This window comes from Nocardia sp. NPDC055029, assembly GCF_053608525.1.
In genome coordinates, this window is the sequence record NZ_JBSGVQ010000007.1 from 1 (window position 1) to 16,473 (window position 16,473).

The 16,473-nt window shown below is 69.0% G+C and carries 14 protein-coding genes and 1 pseudogene; 5 read left to right on the forward strand and 10 right to left on the reverse strand.

Features of this window, described 5'->3' with window-relative positions; all coding sequences use genetic code 11:
• Positions 1–33: 33 nt before the first annotated feature.
• Entirely contained in the window at positions 34–1,716 is a 1,683-nt protein-coding gene (locus ACWF9G_RS08655; protein WP_452514592.1) for an FAD-dependent oxidoreductase, read from the reverse strand.
• A gap of 200 nt (positions 1,717–1,916) precedes the next feature.
• On the opposite strand from ACWF9G_RS08655, the gene ACWF9G_RS08660 reads away from it, so the two are divergent.
• Both ACWF9G_RS08660 and ACWF9G_RS08665 read left to right on the forward strand, forming a co-directional pair.
• Positions 1,917–2,777 carry an SDR family oxidoreductase gene (locus tag ACWF9G_RS08660; protein WP_452514593.1) on the forward strand — a complete coding sequence of 287 codons (861 nt, stop codon included), beginning with the start codon at positions 1,917–1,919 and terminating at the stop codon, positions 2,775–2,777.
• Between the two features lie 29 nt (positions 2,778–2,806).
• Complete coding sequence (locus tag ACWF9G_RS08665; RefSeq protein WP_452514594.1) at positions 2,807–3,607, forward strand: enoyl-CoA hydratase/isomerase family protein; 801 nt, start codon at positions 2,807–2,809, stop codon at positions 3,605–3,607.
• A gap of 12 nt (positions 3,608–3,619) precedes the next feature.
• Here ACWF9G_RS08665 and ACWF9G_RS08670 read toward each other — a convergent pair whose 3' ends face one another.
• A complete protein-coding gene (locus ACWF9G_RS08670) occupies positions 3,620–4,462 on the reverse strand; it encodes a TetR/AcrR family transcriptional regulator C-terminal domain-containing protein (protein WP_452514595.1) in 843 nt (280 codons plus the stop codon).
• 162 nt (positions 4,463–4,624) lie between these two features.
• On the opposite strand from ACWF9G_RS08670, the gene ACWF9G_RS08675 reads away from it, so the two are divergent.
• Positions 4,625–5,533: an HpcH/HpaI aldolase/citrate lyase family protein gene (locus ACWF9G_RS08675; protein WP_452514596.1), complete on the forward strand. Its 909-nt coding sequence runs from the start codon at positions 4,625–4,627 to the stop codon at positions 5,531–5,533.
• A 51-nt stretch (positions 5,534–5,584) separates the two neighbouring features.
• Here ACWF9G_RS08675 and ACWF9G_RS08680 read toward each other — a convergent pair whose 3' ends face one another.
• The 6 genes and pseudogenes from ACWF9G_RS08680 to ACWF9G_RS08705 all read right to left on the reverse strand — a co-directional run bounded on the left by ACWF9G_RS08680 (position 5,585) and on the right by ACWF9G_RS08705 (position 12,316).
• Entirely contained in the window at positions 5,585–6,787 is a 1,203-nt protein-coding gene (locus ACWF9G_RS08680; RefSeq protein ID WP_452514597.1) for a CoA transferase, read from the reverse strand.
• Positions 6,784–8,334 (reverse strand): AMP-binding protein, encoded by a 1,551-nt coding sequence (locus tag ACWF9G_RS08685; protein ID WP_452514750.1) that lies wholly within the window; start codon positions 8,332–8,334, stop codon positions 6,784–6,786. Before ACWF9G_RS08685 ends, ACWF9G_RS08680 begins: the two co-directional genes overlap by 4 nt.
• 162 nt (positions 8,335–8,496) lie before the next feature.
• Positions 8,497–9,519 (reverse strand): annotated as a pseudogene (locus ACWF9G_RS08690) (AMP-binding protein); the annotation flags it as partial.
• A 33-nt stretch (positions 9,520–9,552) separates the two neighbouring features.
• Positions 9,553–10,269: a TetR/AcrR family transcriptional regulator C-terminal domain-containing protein gene (locus tag ACWF9G_RS08695; protein WP_379311107.1), complete on the reverse strand. Its 717-nt coding sequence runs from the start codon at positions 10,267–10,269 to the stop codon at positions 9,553–9,555.
• Positions 10,266–11,066 (reverse strand): enoyl-CoA hydratase/isomerase family protein, encoded by an 801-nt coding sequence (locus ACWF9G_RS08700; protein ID WP_452514598.1) that lies wholly within the window; start codon positions 11,064–11,066, stop codon positions 10,266–10,268. Before ACWF9G_RS08700 ends, ACWF9G_RS08695 begins: the two co-directional genes overlap by 4 nt.
• On the reverse strand, positions 11,063–12,316 hold the full coding sequence (locus ACWF9G_RS08705) for a CaiB/BaiF CoA transferase family protein (protein WP_379311109.1): 1,254 nt from the start codon (positions 12,314–12,316) through the stop codon (positions 11,063–11,065). The genes ACWF9G_RS08700 and ACWF9G_RS08705 overlap by 4 nt, the downstream gene beginning before the upstream one ends.
• A 154-nt stretch (positions 12,317–12,470) precedes the next feature.
• Here ACWF9G_RS08705 and ACWF9G_RS08710 point away from each other — a divergent pair, with 154 nt between their 5' ends.
• Together ACWF9G_RS08710 and ACWF9G_RS08715 are read left to right on the forward strand one after the other, a co-directional pair.
• A complete protein-coding gene (locus ACWF9G_RS08710; protein WP_379311110.1) occupies positions 12,471–13,382 on the forward strand; it encodes an LLM class F420-dependent oxidoreductase in 912 nt (303 codons plus the stop codon).
• A gap of 45 nt (positions 13,383–13,427) precedes the next feature.
• Complete coding sequence (locus tag ACWF9G_RS08715) at positions 13,428–13,820, forward strand: pyridoxamine 5'-phosphate oxidase family protein (protein WP_379311111.1); 393 nt, start codon at positions 13,428–13,430, stop codon at positions 13,818–13,820.
• Positions 13,821–13,887: 67 nt separating this feature from the next.
• On the opposite strand, the gene ACWF9G_RS08720 is transcribed toward ACWF9G_RS08715, so the two are convergent.
• Together ACWF9G_RS08720 and ACWF9G_RS08725 are read right to left on the reverse strand one after the other, a co-directional pair.
• Positions 13,888–15,096 carry an amidohydrolase family protein gene (locus ACWF9G_RS08720; protein WP_357347430.1) on the reverse strand — a complete coding sequence of 403 codons (1,209 nt, stop codon included), beginning with the start codon at positions 15,094–15,096 and terminating at the stop codon, positions 13,888–13,890.
• A gap of 909 nt (positions 15,097–16,005) precedes the next feature.
• The gene (locus ACWF9G_RS08725; protein ID WP_379311011.1) at positions 16,006–16,473 is read right to left on the reverse strand and encodes an NUDIX hydrolase; all 468 of its coding nucleotides are present in this window, start codon (positions 16,471–16,473) and stop codon (positions 16,006–16,008) included.

The window sequence follows — 16,473 nt, forward strand, 5'->3', positions numbered from 1 at the left end:
GCCGCTCCGTGATCCGGAGCGGCGGTGGCGCTTTCAGGACTGCTGCGGTGCGCAGGCCGCGGCGAGCAGGGCGGCGCGGGTGGCCAGTTTGACGCGCGGCCTGCCTGCGGCGGCGCCCGCGGCAAGTTCGGCGCGATCGATGGCCGCCCAGCCGTCCCGGTCGATGCGGTCGGGCTGCCTGCGGTCGAGCAGTTCGGTGAGTGCGGCCCGGTCGCCGCTGGGCGACGCCAGGCGCCCCGCGGCGAAGTCGGACAGAATGGCCTCGACCGTCTCCTGCGCGTCGACTCGGTTGGTCCCGATGACGCCCTGCGGACCTCGTTTGATCCAGCCGGTCACATAGACCCGGTCCACCGGTGCGCCGTCCGGTCCGACGACCCGGCCGTGCTCGTTGGGGATCACCCCACGCGTGGGATCGAAGGGCAGACCGGGTTGCGCAGTACCCCGATAGCCGACCGCGCGCAGTACGAGTCCGGCCGTGAGGGTTTCGGTGCGGTCGGTGGGCTCGGCACGGAGGCGCCCGTCCCGCGCGGTGAGTTCGTTGTGGACCAGCTCGACGGACTCGACCTTGCCGTCACCGGTCAGTGCGGTCGGGGAGGCGAGATAGCGGAAGACGATACGGCGGTGTCCCGGCGTGCCTGCCGACGTCGAGTACTGCTGTGCCACCGAATACTTCAGCCGCAGTGATGGTTCGGCGGCGAGATCGTCGAGCAGGGCGCGACTCCCGGGGTCCAGGTCGAGGTCGGTCTCCTCGACGACGACGTCGACACCGTCGAGATGGCCCAGCGCGAGGAATTCCGGACCGGTGTAGGCCGCCTGTAGCGGACCGCGCCGCCCGATCAGGACGACCTCGGTGATACCGCTCGCCCGCAGGGCCGTGAGCGCGTGCTCGGCGATATCGGTCCGGCCCTCGAGCAGATCCGGTGGCATCGTCAGGACCCGGGCCACATCCAGGGCGACATTGCCGTTGCCGATGATCACCGCGCGCGGGCCCGACAGGTCGAACGCCCGGTCGGCGTAGTCGGGGTGACCGTTGTACCAGGCGACGAACTCCGTGGCGGAATGCGAGCCGGGCAGGTCCTCGCCCTGGATGTCCAGGGCGCGGTCGCCGGAGGCGCCGACCGCGTACAGCACCGCGTGGTGGTGGGCGAGCAGCTCGTCGTGTGAGACATGAACGCCCACTTCGACATTCAAGTGGAGCCCGACGGCCTCGCGGCCGAGGGCCGGCTCGAACCGGGTCGTCATCGCCTTGGTGCTCCCATGATCCGGCGCGACTCCGGAACGGAGCAGGCCCCACGGGGTGGGGAGGCGGTCGAAGATCTCGATCTCGGCGGCGCAGCGCCGCAGCAGTTCCTCGGCGGCGTAGCAGGCCGCGGGGCCGGCGCCGACGATGGCCACCCGCAGCGGGCCGAGGTCCTTCGGCAACCGCAGGGGCGCGACGGGGTCGGCCGCGGGCAGCAGCGGATGCCGCCGGAAGTACGCGGCGTTGATGTCGGCGAATCCGGTCAGCACGTCGGGCAGGTCGTCCTCGGCGAAGACGGCATCCACCGGGCACGCGTCGACGCAGGCGCCGCAGTCGATGCAGGTGTCGGGATCGATGTAGAGCATCTCGGCGGTCGCGAACCCGGGTTCGTCCGGACGTGGCCGGATGCAGTCGACCGGGCAGTCGGCGACGCAACTGGCATCGTTGCAGCAGCGCTGGGTGATGACGTAGGCCATGGTGTTCCGCTCCTCGGGGGCAGGGTGGGGGGTGAGCCGTCGTCGACGGGCGAGAGCGCGCGCCGGAATCGGCCGGAAGATACTGTCAGTATTACAGTAAGAGTTATTGGACGCGAGCTCCGGGGGTGTGTACTGTAATGGCAACAGTATGATTACCCGCCGGCCTGGCCGCCGGGTCGAGCGGATCGGAGACCGGCCGAATGCCCGACGGTGACGGAGCCCTCGCGGGGCGAACGATGATCATGTCCGGCGGTAGCCGGGGCATCGGACTCGAGATCGCCCGGCGGGCGGCCGCGGACGGCGCCAACATCACCCTGATCGCCAAAACCGATCAGCCGCACCCGAGTTTGCCCGGCACCATCCATACCGCCGCCGAGGAGCTCGAGCTGGCGGGCGGCGCCGTGCTGAAGGTGATCGGCGATGTCCGCCGGGACGATGTCGTCGCGGCGGCGGTCGAGCAGACCGCCGAGCGGTTCGGCGGGATCGACATCGTGGTCAACAACGCCTCCGCGATCGACCTCTCGCGCACCGAGGACCTGTCGATGAAGGCCTACGACCTGATGCAGGACATCAACTGTCGCGGCAGTTTCCTGCTGGCCAAGACGGCGCTGCCGTACCTGCGGAAATCGGCTGAGGCGAGCCGTAATCCGCACATCCTGACCATGTCGCCACCGCTGAACCTCGAACCACGCTGGGCCGGAGCTCATCTCGGCTACACCATCGCCAAGTACGGCATGTCGCTGGTCACGCTGGGGCTCGCCGAGGAACTGCGCGGCAGCGGCATCCGGGTCAACTCCCTGTGGCCGCGCACGACGATCGCGACCGCGGCGATCCGCAACCGGCCCGGTGGAGCGGAGCGCGTGGCCACCTCGCGGATCCCGCAGATCTGCGCCGACGCCGCCTATCTGGTGTTCACCTCGCCGGGCGAGGTCGCGGGCCGGTTCCTCATCGACGAGGACGTGCTGGCGGCGCACGGCGTCACCGACTTCGGCCGATACCGGGCGGTGCCAGGATTGGCTCCGCTCGACACCGACCTGTTTCTGTCATCGCGCACCGGGTGACGCCGGCAGGACGGAAGGACCCGATCCACGTGACCGACATTCTGCGCCGTGAGCGCAACGACCGCGTCGTGACGCTCACGCTCAATCGGCCCAGCCGCAAGAACGCGATCACCCTCGAACTGTGGGACGCGCTGCGCGGTGCGCTGGACGCGATTGCCCACGAACCCGGCGTGGGTGCTGTCGTCTTCACCGGGGCGGGTGGCGCCTTCTGCTCGGGCGCGGACGTCGTCGACAGCGATCCCTATGCCGCGCCGTTCCGGAAGCTGCGGGCGATCACCGATGTCGCCCAATACCTGCACGATCTGCCGGTGCCCACCGTCGCGAAGGTGCGCGGGGTCGCGGTCGGCGCAGGCTGGAACCTGGCCCTGGGCTGCGACCTGGTCGTCGCTACACCGGACGCGACGTTCTCCCAGGTGTTCACCCGGCGCGGGCTCTCGATCGACTGCGGGGGCTCGTGGCTGCTGCCCAAGCTCGTCGGCGTTCAGCAGGCCAAGCGGCTCGCGCTGCTCGCGGAAACGATCGACGCGGCCGAAGCACGCGAACTCGGCCTCCTCACCTGGATCAAGCCCGAGGCGGAGATCGACGAGTTCGTCGACGGGATCGCGCAGCGGCTCGCCGCGGGCCCGCCGATCGCGATCTCGCAGACCAAGGCGTTGCTCAACGAGGGTGTGGACCGATCCCTGCGTGAGGCCCTGGCCGGCGAGTCGCGCGCGCAGGCGGTCAATTTCGCCGTCGAGGATCTGCCCGAGGCCTATGCGGCGTTCGCGCAGAAACGGGAGACGGCGTTCACCGGCCGATGGAATGTCCGTCGGCTCGACGAGCTGGCGTAGCGGTCGGGGCCGCTACTCGGTACCCGAGGCCGCGCGGGTACGGCGCGGGGTGGCCGTCTTCCGGGCCGTCGTGGTCTTCTTCGCCGCGGTGGCCTTGGCGGCGGGTTTCGCGGGTGTCTTCTTCGCCGCGGCCTTCGTGGCCGGGGTCTTCTTGGCGGGCGTGGCGATCAGGCGGACCGCTCGTTCGAGAATGCAGTCGAGCCCGTATTCGAAGTTGTGATCGTCCGGAGCGCCGCTGTGGTGGCCCCTGGCGCTCGCTTCGGCCAGCAGCGGGGTGGTGTCCGCTGCGATCTGCAGGTGTTCGTAGTACGCACCCGGCTCGTCGCCGGATTCCTTGTTCTTGTCGTAGAGCCGCTGCAGAACCACCGAGCCTCGGGTGTGCAGCTGGACCGCGGAATAGGTGTCCACCGCGTCATCGATCGACATCCCCGCCTCGACCAGGTTGGCGACGACCTTCTCGGTCATCACGGCGCCGACCTGTGCGGCACGAGGACTCAGCGCGCCGCGGATGAGGATCAGATCGCACAGGATCGGGTTGCTCAGGAACGTCTTGCGCATGGTGCGCGCGTGGTTGCGCAGGGTGTCCTGCCAGTCGTCGGTCTCGATGAACGGCGCGGCATTCTCGTACTGCTGCAACGCTCGGTCGGTCATCGCGTTGAGGAGTTCGTCCTTCTTGCGGAAGTACCAGTAGATGCTGGTGACGCCGACGCCGAGGTGCTTGCCGAGCAGCGGCATGCTCAGGTTGTCCAGCGAGATCTCCTCGGCGAGCTCGAAAGCGCGGTCGAGGATGTCGTCGGGGTTCAGTGAACCCCGCTCGCGCCGGAGGCGCCTGTCCGTGGTTGCTCGTTTCGTCATCTGTGGCCACCTTCGTGGAGTCTTTGGTGTGGGGGCTATATCGGTGCGCGGCCTTTGTTATTTACCACAGTAACCATTACCGATGGAGTTTCCGCTGCCCGGCACGCGGGCGCGCGGCCCGCGCAGGTGAACAACCGAATCCAATACAGTATCATTCACGGGATGATATTCAGTGAGGCCCGCGGCGCAGGTGCCGACCTCGGTCGGAGATCGTGGTTGTTCGCTCCCGCCGACAGCGAGCGGAAGACGACGAAAGCTGCGGCGAGCCCGGCCGATATCGTGATCCTCGATCTCGAGGACGCGGTGGCGCAGGATCGCAAAGCCCACGCTCGCGCCCTGTGCGCGGAATTCCTGGCCGACTGCCCCGCCGCGGACCGGCGGCGGCTGTGGGTCCGGGTGAACCCGTTCGACAGCCCGCACACCTTGACGGACCTGGCGGCGGTGCTGCCCGCCCGGCCCGGCGGCATCATGCTGCCCAAAGCCCGCGGCGGCCAGGACCTGCGGACGCTGGACAACTATCTGTCCGCTCTGGAAGTGGCGGGCGGAACACCGCCCGGGCACACCGCGGTGATCGCGCTGGCCCCGGAGACCGCCGAATCGGTCCACACCATGGGGACCTATCGAGGTGCGCCCCGGTTGGCCGCTGTCACCTGGGGTGTCGCCGATCTCGCGGCCGAGATCGGCGCGGCGGCGGTGAGCGGCGCCGACGGACGGTTCGGTCCGGTCCTCGAGACGGCGCGCAGCCTGTGCCTGTTCGGCGCCGCTGCCGCCGGGGCGGTCGCCGTCGACACCATCCACGCCGACTACCGCGACTCCGCCGGGCTGCGGGCGCGCTGCGTCCGTGCCAGGCAGGACGGTTTCGGGGGCATGCTGGCCATCCATCCGGACCAGGTCGGGATCATCAACGACGTGTTCGCACCGACCGAGGACGAATTGGCCGCCGCCCAGGAGATCGTGGATCTGTTCGCCGCCGACCCCGCGGCAGGGGCGATCGGCCATCGCGGTGCCCTGCTCGACCGGCCGCACCTCACCCGGGCCCAGGCGCTGCTCTCGCGGCGGCGCCCGAGCTGACCGAGCCGTCCGGTCGCACGCGGATCAGGTATCGGCCGCCACGACCGCTGCCTACCGCAAATCCGTGATGGACGGGTTCGAGAGCCCGATCAGGTCGCGCAGGACCGCAGTGGTGTGCTGACCCAGCGCCGGAGCGATCCGGGCGGGCGGGTGCGTCCCGTTGATCGAAACCGGCGCGCCGGGCGCGAGATAGGTGCCGATGCCGGGCTGATCCAGGGGCGAGAACAGGGGATTGGCGGTGACTTTCGGGTCGGCGGCGACTTCACCGAAGGTCCGGTAGCGCTCCCACAGCAGGGATGTTCCCGCCAGTCCGGCGGTGATCTGCGCGCCGGTGTGGGCACGGAACCACGGTGCGACGAGACCGGTGAGCACCTCGCGATGGCGATAGCGATCTCCTTCCTCGGCGAAGTTCGCCGCCAGCGCGACGGCGAGCGCGTCGACGACGTGGCCGGTCCCGGTGAGCTCGGTGAGATCCCGGAAGTGCCGGGCGGTCAGTGCCACCACCATGAAGGTCGCGCCGTCGGTTCCGGTGAAATGCCCGCCGAACTGGCCGTAGACGGCATTGCCGAGCCGGGGGCGGGTGCGCTCGCACACCATGGCCTCGGTGAGGAACCCGAGGTTGCCCGCGGTGGCCAGCGCGACGTCCTCCAGTGGCAGCGAGATCCGGCTGCCCTCCCCGGTGGCGTCGCGGTGCCGGACCGCGGCGGTGATCGCGAGCGCCGCGTACAGGCCGCAGAGCAGGTCCCACACGGGCACAACGTGATTGACCGGTTCGGCGTGGTCGGCCGGTCCGGTGACGAGTGGGAAGCCGGTGGCCGCGTTCACGGTGTAGTCGACGGCGGTCGACCCGTCCGCGCGGCCGAGGATTTCGAGATGGATCAGATCGGGCCGCAGGGCGGCCAGGGCGGCATGGCTGTGCCAATCTCGGCCGGACACATTGGTCAGCAGGATTCCGCCCGCGGGGCCACCGGCCGTGATCAGCCGGCTGACCAGTTGCTGTCCCGCCGGGGACCGGAGATCAGCGGTGACCGAGCGTTTGCCCTTGTTCAGGCCTGTCCAGTAGATGCTGGCGCCGTCATCGGTCAACGGCCACCGGTGGACATCGGCCGCACCGCCGAGCGGGTCGACCCGGATGACCTCGGCGCCGAGCTGACTCAACGTCATCCCGGCCAGCGGTGCGGCCACGAAGCTGGAGATCTCGACGACCCGGACCCCGGCCAGGGGCTGTGTCGCGGACTGCTGATCCTCGGTCACCGACCAGCTCCTTCCGGCTGGGGGGACTGCAGCAGGGTGCGCAGACCGCGGATGTCGACTTTGCCGGTCGCGCCGCGCGGGATCCGCTCGGGCGAATCCGTCAGCACCCACACCGTGGGTATCTTGAAGGCGCTCAACGACTCCCGGACCTGTGCGCGTAGTCCGTCCGGCGTGGCCGAGCTGTCGCAGACCACGAGCGCGCCGACACGTGCGCCGTGCTCGCCCGCGACATCGGTCACGCACGCATCGATGACGCCGTCGACACCGCGCAGAGCCCGCTCGACCTCGCTGGGATACACCGTCGCGCCGCTGACCTTGAACATGTCGTCGGCACGTCCGTGATAGAAGAGGAAGCCCTGGTCGTCGACACGGCCGAGGTCGCCGGTGCGGTAGAAGCCGTCCGGTGTCATGAATTCGGCGCGCTCGCGCAGGCACATCCCGCGCAGCAGGTGAGGTCCGCGGAGTTCGATGACACCCACGTCGCCTGCGGGCACCGCGGATCCGGTGTCCTGGTCGGTGATCCGGAGCTGCGTCCCGGCGAACGGCTGCCCGCAGCTGCCCCAGGCCGACGCGGGCATATCGGTATGCGCGGGATACCCGCTGTACGGGCCGAACGATTCGGTCATGCCGAACAGGTTGGCGCGTGCACCGGGTCTGGGCCGTAGATCGGTGGGCAGCAACGCGTCCAGGCTGCCCGGCAGCAGCGTCGTGACGGCGACACCGTCGGTCGCGGCCACCCGGGCAAGGGCCTCGGCCTGCTCGGGCCAGCCCCGGAACAGCGTCACCCGTTCCCTGCGCAACAGCTCGAGGGTGGACTGCGGGTGGGGGACGGCTTCGGTGACGAGCGTGGCACCCGCGAGCAGTGTCGAGAGCACTCCGCCGCCGAGGCCGCCGACCCAGAAGAACGGCATCGGCAGGTAGAGGCGGGTGCTCGCGTCGATGGCGCGGGCGGATAAGCCGGCCCGGACAGCGCCGAAAGCACTGCCGTGGGAGTGCAGGACTCCCTTGGGCATGCCCCGGCTTCCCGACGTGAACAGAACGGCGAAGGTGTCGGCAGCCGACACGGATTCGGCCAGGGCTGTTGCGATCCGGACCGCTCGGCCGGTCGGCTTCGCGGTCAGGAGCCGATCCGCGGTCCAGATCTGCCTGAGCGCCGGGAGCGACGAATCGGGTGCGACCGTGCCGTCCGGGTGAGCCGGTGGGAGATCCGCGAGATAGTTCCGGCCGCGGAACTCCGGCACCGTCACCACGATCCGGACCGCGGCGACCCGCAGCTGGGCACGCAACTCCGGGGGACGCAGCAGTGTGCTCAACGGGACCAGGGTCGCGCCGATCCTGGTGAGCGCCATAGCGATCCGGACCCAGTCGATGCCGTTGGGCAGCAGCAGGCCCACCCGGGTTCCCTTGCCGACACCGGAACCGACGAGCACGGCGGCGAGTTCGCTTGTCGCCGAGTCGAGCTCGCCGTAGGTGAGCCGGCCACCGGGTTCGATCACCGCCGGAACATCGCCGAACCTCTCGGCCCGATCGCGGACGAGCCGGTCCATGGTCGTGGCCGGATGCTCGCCCGGGTGCGCCCGCGGCGACGGCTCGATACCGCGACCCACCGGGTGGATCACGCCGTCGTCGTCGCGATGGACGAGTTCGCCCGTGTGGAACCACTGATCGGGATCGAAGCACTCCTCACGGCTTCGCCGATGGTAGTTCTGCATGACGAATGGTCCGCGGAAACAGAACTCGCCGACCACTCCCGGATCGACCTCGGCGCCGGTATCGGGGTTGAGGACCGCTGTATCGAAGCCCGGCATCGGCATTCCGCCGGCCCGGCGCTCGTCCCCGTGCCACAGAACCGAACCGCCCGCTTCGATCGAGCCCGGCCCCTCGGGGCAACCGGCGGGGAGCTGCGTGGGAGCGGTGAGGTCACGGCGTTGCAGCGTCGCGCCGGCGAGCACGGCGGGCAGCAACCCGGACAGGATTCCGGCGGGGGAGGGGAGCGGGTGATCTGTACGCAGCACGAACTTCGCGGCCAGCCCACTCGTCCGGTTGCGTACGCGATGACCGCCGAGCAGCGAGCCGTGGGTATGCACGGCACCGGTGAGCGAGTCACCGGTCGAGGGCAGATAAAGCAGGCACAGCGGATCCGCGGCATGGACATCGTCTTCGATCGCGGCCAGCTGTTCGTCGTCGACGGCGTCGGCCCATCGGTGGACGTCCGGGGCGTACCGTGCCGGTGTCGTGCTGTCGGTGACCACGTGGCGCAACTGTGGTGCCGCCGTGCAATACCACCTCCCCTCGGCATCGAATTCCGCACCGCGCAAGGCCTCCGACACCACCCTGGCCGCACTGGGCAGGTGATCTTCCCGCGCCCGCAGGAGGATCCGGACATCACTGTGGGCCAGCAGATTCCGGATCTCGACGGGGCCGGCAGAGGCGGGCAGCGGGACGGCGACGGCTCCGATGCGCGCGGCGGCGAGCAGCGCGACAACGAATTCCGCCCCGTCGGGGTACAGCAGCCCGATGTGCACGCCCTTGCCTGCGCCGAGTCCGGCGAGACCGCGGGCGAGCAGCGCCGAACGATGCTCCGCGGCACCGAAGGTCAGCTGCTCGTCTCCCCGATCGAGCAGCGGGCGGTCCGGGAACGCTCGCGCGTGCGCGAGCAGCGCTCCGCCCAGGGTCGTGGGTTCTGCGCCGGGTCCGCGCCGTGTCGGCTCCACCTCGGTACCGCCTTCCATTCAGGTTCTCCAGTCACGCATGGCCATCCGCGGCTAGGGGCTGCTTCGCATCGCGATCGCCTGCTGGGCGCGGTCGAGCACCGAAGCCAGACCCCACTCGAAGTTGCGGTCGTCGGGTGCGCCGGAGCGGCGCCCTTCCGCCATGGCCGCGGCGAGCAGCGGTGTCGTCTCGGGCTCGATCCGGATCACGTCGTAGTACGCGGCGGCTTCGCTGCCCAGCTCCTGGTTCTTGTCGTGCAGGCGCTGGAGCACCACCGATCCCTGGACGTGCAGGTTGACCGCCGAATAGACGGTGAACGCGTCGTCGAGCGACAACCCGGCGCTGACCAGGTTCGCCACGGTCCGCTCCACCTGTTCGGCGCCGAGGCGCGCCGCGTGCTGGCTCAGCGCCGAGCGAATCAGGACCAGGTCGCACAGGATCGGGTTGTCGAGGAAGGTGCGGCGCATGATCCGCGCGTGCCGGGCCAGCGAATCCCGCCAATTGTGCGGCTCGACCGAGGGAAAGGGCACCGCGTACAGGTAGCGGCGCAGCGCGCGGTCGGTCATCGCGTTGAGCAGATCGTCCTTCTTGCGGAAATACCAGTAGATGCTGGTCACCCCGACGTCGAGGTGTTTGCCAAGCAGCGGCATGCTCAGGCCGTCCACGGTGACCTGCTCGGCCAGTTCGAACGCGCCGTCGATGATGTCCTCCGGATTGAGGGAGCCACGTTCGCGCCTCCGTCGCGGTGTGCTTCCCTGACGGCCGCTCACGCGGTGACTTCCGTGGCGCGGGTGTAGCGCGGTTCGCGCTCTTCCGCGTAGGCGGCGAATGCCTCGAGCACGTCCGGTCCCGCGAGATTGGCGCTCGCGGCCGACGCTTCGGCGTCGAGGGCCTCGGGGAGGGTGCGACCGGTACCTGTGTTGAGCAGGTCCTTGGTCTGCCGGAGTGCCAACGGCGGACCGGCGGCGAGGCGCTGGGCCAGCTCGGTCGCGACGCCGTCGATCGTGTCGGCGGTGTGCAGCCAGGTGACCAAGCCCAGTTCGAGGGCTTGCGTTCCGTCGATCATCTCCGCCAGCAAGGCGAGGCGTTTGGCCTGCTGGAGGCCGACGAGTCGCGGCAGCAGCCAGGAACCACCACAGTCCAGCGACAGCGCCCGGCGGGCGAAGATCTGGCAGAATCTCGACTCCGGCGTCGCGATCACGAGGTCGCAGGCCAGCGCGAGGTTCCAGCCCGCGCCGACGGCGACGCCGCGAACCTTGGCCAGGGTCGGCACCGGCAGTTCGTGCAGCAGGCGCACGGTGTCGTTGATGGTCGCGAGTTCCGCGCGGGGATCGGGGAATTCGTCCATGCCCTCGGCATCGGCGATATCGGCACCGGCACAGAATGTTTCGCCCGCACCGGTGAGGATCACCGCGCGGACCGTCTCGTCTCCGGCGATGTCGCTCAGCGCTGCCCGCAGCGCGTGCCACAGCGGGAAGCTGATCGCGTTCTTGCGGCGCGGGCGGTTCAGCGTCAGGGTGCGCACCCCGTCGGTCTGGTCGATGAGTAAGGTGGGTTCTGCGGTCACTGGATCGTCCTTTCGTCGTTGTTCCCGGCGGGCCCGATCGCGCCCCGGCTGCGGAACTCCTCGACCTCGTCCGGCGTGAAACCCGCTCTCGCCAGGACGGTTTCGGTGTGCTCACCCAGTGCCGGTACCGCGCCCATCGGCGGCTCGAAGCCGGTGATGACCGGTGGTGGCAGCAGCGCGGTGACCGGACCCGCCGGGGTCGGGACGTCGCGCCAGCGCCGCCGTGCCGCCAGCTGCGGATGCGTGAGCACCTCGCCGGGCGTCCGGAACCGGGAATTGCCGATACCGGCCGCGTCCGCCTGCTCCTGCACGGCGTCGGCCTCGTGGCGGCCGCACCAGCGGGCGATCTCCCGGTCGAGCTCGTCGCGCAGCCGCACCCGGTCGGCATTGGTGGCGTACCGGGGGTCGGCCGCGAGGTCCGGCCGGTCGATCAGGTCGCGGGACAGGCGCTGCCACTCCCGGTCGTTGGTGGTACCGAGGACGACCGTCGCACCGTCGGCGGTGCGGTACGCGCCGTACGGGGCGACCGCGGGCGAACTCATGCCCAACGGCTGCTGGTCGACCCCGGTATGGCGGGTGTAGGTGAGGTGGTAGCCCATCAGCTCGGCCGCGGTGTCGAACAGGCTCACCGACGCGCTGGCGGGCACAACGGATCGACCGTTGGGGGTGCGCTTGGCGCAGATGAGCGCCAGGATCGTCAGCGCGGCGTACAGGCCGGAACTCACATCGGCGATGGGTGGTCCGGGCTTCGCCGGCGCGTCCGCTGTACCGGTGACCGCGCAGGTGCCCGACTCGGCCTGGATGAGCAGGTCGTATGCCCGTTTGTGCGACAGCGGGCCGCCCGCGCCGTAGCCGTCGATCTCCATCACCACGAGCTCAGGGAACTCCGCCGTCAGCTGCTCGGCCGACAACCCGAGGGCGGCCGCCGCGCCCGGTGCGAGGTTGGACACGAAGACATCGGCGGTCCCGAGGATCCGCCGCAGGATCGCGCGGCCGTCGCGATCCTTGAGATCCAGCGCGACGGACTCCTTGCCCCGATTCGCCCACACGAAATGCGCGGCGAGGCCGTGGACGACATCGTCGTAGTGCCGGGCGAAGTCGCCGCCGGCCGGATTCTCGATCTTGATCACGTGGGCGCCGAAGTCGGCGAGGACGCGCGTACACATCGGCGCGGACACCGCCTGCTCCAGCGCGACCACGGTGAGCCCGGACAGCGGTCCTTCCGGTCCTGCCTCGGCGGAAATCTGCACAGCTGACCTCGTTTGCGTCGTCGGGCCGGTGACATCGGCCGCGAAGGTGTCTACTGTAATATATACAGTAGAAGAAACTGCACGGGCTACTGTCGTCTGGTGGCCGTGCGGCGTCACGGCGGCGCGAGGATCGGTGAGGCAGAGGTTGTCAGTGATGAAGTACGTTCTGGAGTACCCCGGTGAGCGTCCCGGCGCCTCGGAGGAATTTCTGCATCCCTCGGTGATCCGCGATCTCACGATCGCGGCCGAGGAGTGCGGATTCGCCGCGGTGGCGCTGAGCGAGCACCCCGCGCCGTCGCTGAAATGGCGGCACAACGGTGGGCACAACACGCTGGACCCGATCGCGGCGCTGAGCTACATCGCCGGCGTGACCTCGCGGATCCGGCTGCTCACCAACCTGTACGTGCTCCCTTTCCGCAACCCGTATCTCGCGGCGAAGGCGCTGGGAAGTCTGGACATCGTCTCCGGAGGCCGGCTCATCGCCGGTGTCGGAGCCGGATACCTGCGCGCGGAGTTCGCCGCGCTCGGCATCGATCACACCCGGCGGGGTCGCCTGCTCGACGAGTCGCTCGAGGCGATGTGCCGGATCTGGTCCGACCCCGGATCTCCGGTCACGGGAGAAGGTTTCGGCGCGCCAGGGTCGGTGTGGTTACAGCGTCCGGTTCAGCGGCCCCATCCACCACTGTGGATAGGGGGCAACGGGGCCGCCGCCCGGCGCAGGGTCATCCGGCACGGTTCCGGGTGGATGCCCATCATCGCGGATCGAGGGATGGCCGCGGCGATGCGCACGACAGCGATCGAGAATGCCGAGGACTTCAGCGAAGGCGTCGACGGCTTGCGTCGCGAACTGGCCGCCGCCGGACGTGATCCGGACTCCGTCGACATCCAGATCGTCTGCCCGGTGATCGATTTCGCCGACCGCTCCTCGGTACGGACCGCGATCGACGTACTGGAGGACCTCGGGAAGCGAGGCGCCACCTGGGCCGTCGTGCACGCCGACAGTACGAGTCCCGATGCCGCGGCCCGGTCGATCCGGGCGTTCGCGGACTCGGTGATCGCGCGGTAGACGCGACATGGAAATCGTCACAGCGAACCGAAGATGGAGTGTGTCATGACCGCACAGGTGCCCGCCGAGCTCGCGGACCTGCTCCGGCGGCCGATCGTCGGTGTTCTCGGAACGGTCGCGCCACACGGTGCTCCGGATCTGTCGCCGATGCGGTTCAAGTGGGACGGTGCGCATCTGCGGATGAGCCATACCATTCCGCGTCGCAAATTCACCAGCCTGCAAGCGAATCCGAACTATTCGTTCCTGATCACGGATCCGGATGCGCCGTCGCGATGCCTGGAAACCCGGGGGTGGCTGGTCACGGTGCTCGGGGACGAGAAGGGCGAGTTCTACCAGGAGCTGAACGAACTCTACGGTGACGCCGGAGGCGGACTGCCCGACGACGTCTACGACCGTGTCGTGCTGATTCTCGACGTCACCAGGTTCATGGCCAAATGAGGACGCCCGCCCCAGCACCGTCGTTCCGGTGCTGGGGCGGGCGGGCTTATGCGGTGGGTCCGCCGAGTCAGTCCAGCGTGACTTTGGCGCCGATCAGTTCGAGTGCGTTGTCACGCATCACCTTTCGGGTGTCCTCGTAGGAGAACTCCGGGAACTGCGGGATATCCGCGGTGAAGGTGGTCGGATCGGCGAGACCCTCGCCGTGCGGCCAGTCGGAGCCGAACAGGATCTTGTCGACGCCGATCGTCTCGGCCAGGAGCTTGACGTCGTCCTCGTAGTACGGGGCGATCCAGACATGGTTCTTCAGCTGCTCGACCGGGTCCTCCGTGAAGTGGTACGGCGCGGTGTTCGCCGCCTTCTTCAGACGCTTGATCAGGCGGTGGACGAAGTACGAGCCGTTCTCGATGCTCGCGACCTTGAGCTTCGGATGCCGGGTGAAGACCTGGTGGACGATCATCGAGGCGATGGTGTCGTGGATCGCACGGTCGTCCAGGAGGATCTGATCCAGCGGATCCTTTTTGCCGAATCCCTCGAATTGGGCCTTGCCTCCCCACAATGCGTTGATCGCGAGGTATCCGCTGTCGGACAGATGGAAGCCGACCGGCACCCCCGCCTCGGCCAAGCGGGCCCACACCGCGTCGTGCAGCGGGTCGCCCAGCGATCGTGGGTGCGTGACACCGGGCACCGGCGCCGGGCGGACCAGGACCATCTTGGCGCCCCGGCTCAGCACGAACTCGACTTCTTCGATCGCGGCCACCGGGTCGGCGAGCGAAATGATCGGCGCGGCGATGATTCGATGGTCGGGCCGGTCGAATCCCCAGTCCTCGTCGAGCCACAGGTTGAAGGCGTGCAGGGAGGCCATCGTCGCGGGGATGTCGTGCTTGAGGGCTTCCTCGACCCCGCAGGCGAAGGTGGGCAGCATGAAGACGGTCTCGAGCTTCTGCCGGTCCAGGACCGGTACGCGGGCGTCGCGCTGCTGGTACTCCGGGTGGTCGGCCAGGCGGTCGACTTTCATCAGCGAGGCGGGATCGACGCCGTCCGGGATCTCACCGCGGAACAGCAGATCGAGGCAGCCGGGTTCGATGATGGGGTCGAACGTCGGGTTGGGGACGAAGTGATTGACCTTCCCGCCCATGATCGCGAGGGTGCGCTTGCCGTCCTGGACCATCTGCACTCCGCGCTGCCGGAATTCCTTGGGCAAGTGGCGGGTGAACGCATCCAATGATTCGTAGTAGTGGTTGTCGACGTCGATGGCCAGATAGTCCAGCGTTGTCATTCCCTGTCCCTTCGTTGCGGATACCGCCGTCGAGGCCTCGTGGCAGACCGTCACAGACGCTGCGGTGGGTCATACTGTAGCGTTTCCAGTATTGCATTTGGAACATCGGATGACGAGGTTTCCGGGGGCGCTCGGCTGCAGCGGCTATCGATCGGGCGAATCGCGCGTCTGACTCGGTGCCGCCGGATCAGACCGGGCGGGCGGTGCAGCGCTCGGCGGGGTCGGGGTCGAGGCAGCCGGTTGCCCACCCACGCTTCTCACCCGACGGCAATACCTACTGGTCATCTGGGGTCACGCCCGGACTGGTCAGTGGCCGATCGGTATCGGCTCGACCGATCGGTTCAGTTCGAAACCCAGGCCGGGCGGGCGAGGTATTCGGCCAGCGCGCGCTCACCGGCACCGATGCCGCCATTGCCGTGGGCGCGCCGGATCTGTGTGGGTGGTGGCCGCATCTGCGTCCCGGTGAGCTGGCCCGGCGCACGGCGCGCACCGTACCGGCGCCTGCCGGCCCGCGCCCGGCCATTCGGCCACCGCCGCGTTGCTGCGGAACAGGTCCAGCTTTCGGTGGCTTCTGCCGTAGGCCTGACGACTCGACCATCCGGGCCAGGGCCGCCGGAGCCGATCGATACCGCGACGCGGCGCTGGGGCCGCTCGAGGTACTGATCGGCGGCGCTGGATTCGATGGGAGGGCCTGCCCGCAGTGTCCATGCCCGACTCCGGACCGGGTGCTGCAATCCGCCGACGCGGCGATTTGGCGGATCTCCGAATACGCGGAGGATCAATTGTAGGCGGCCGAAAAGACCGCTGAGAGAGGCAGCGCTACGCCGCGACCTCCGACTCACCGGATCGCATACACAGAACAGCCCCGGAATCTCGTGGTCCGGGGCTGTCGTTGTGTGTAGGTGCAGGTTAGCGGACCACCGGATACCGGCCGGATCGCCAATCGGAGAGGCGGAGCCGGATGGCGTCCACCATCGGAAGCGTGTCGGTGTCGTCGGGCGTGAACCACGCGACCTCGTGCGACTCGTCCGACGAGCGGAGGTCACCGCCGGTGGGCTTGCCGAGCAGACAGATCGAGAACTCCTGTCGGACCTCGCCGTCGTCGTAGGCGAAGACGTGACCCGGGTCGGTGTACGTCCCGACGATCCCGACGATTTCGACGTCGATTCCGGTTTCCTCCCAGGTCTCGCGGATGCCGCACCCTGCGAGCGATTCCCCGAGTTCCATCTTTCCGCCGGGCAACGCCCACATCCCATTGTCGACGCGGCGTTGCAGCAGGATGTGCCCCCGGTCGTCTACGACCACCACCGAAGCGGCAGGCACCAACGAATTCGCTGCTGGTGCGGTCGGGTCGTCTTGGTAATCGATCCTGCCCAT

Excerpts from the sequence above, each read along its gene's own strand:
- ACWF9G_RS08655 (WP_452514592.1), bottom strand. The coding sequence starts at position 1,716 with ATGGCCTACGTCATCACCCAGCGCTGCTGCAACGATGCCAGTTGCGTC.
- ACWF9G_RS08660 (WP_452514593.1), top strand. The coding sequence starts at position 1,917 with ATGCCCGACGGTGACGGAGCCCTCGCGGGGCGAACGATGATCATGTCC.
- ACWF9G_RS08670 (WP_452514595.1), bottom strand. The coding sequence starts at position 4,462 with ATGACGAAACGAGCAACCACGGACAGGCGCCTCCGGCGCGAGCGGGGT.
- ACWF9G_RS08675 (WP_452514596.1), top strand. The coding sequence starts at position 4,625 with ATGATATTCAGTGAGGCCCGCGGCGCAGGTGCCGACCTCGGTCGGAGA.
- ACWF9G_RS08685 (WP_452514750.1), bottom strand. The coding sequence starts at position 8,334 with ATGGACCGGCTCGTCCGCGATCGGGCCGAGAGGTTCGGCGATGTTCCG.
- ACWF9G_RS08710 (WP_379311110.1), top strand. The coding sequence starts at position 12,471 with ATGAAGTACGTTCTGGAGTACCCCGGTGAGCGTCCCGGCGCCTCGGAG.
- ACWF9G_RS08715 (WP_379311111.1), top strand. The coding sequence starts at position 13,428 with ATGACCGCACAGGTGCCCGCCGAGCTCGCGGACCTGCTCCGGCGGCCG.
- ACWF9G_RS08720 (WP_357347430.1), bottom strand. The coding sequence starts at position 15,096 with ATGACAACGCTGGACTATCTGGCCATCGACGTCGACAACCACTACTAC.
- ACWF9G_RS08725 (WP_379311011.1), bottom strand. The coding sequence starts at position 16,473 with ATGGGCAGGATCGATTACCAAGACGACCCGACCGCACCAGCAGCGAAT.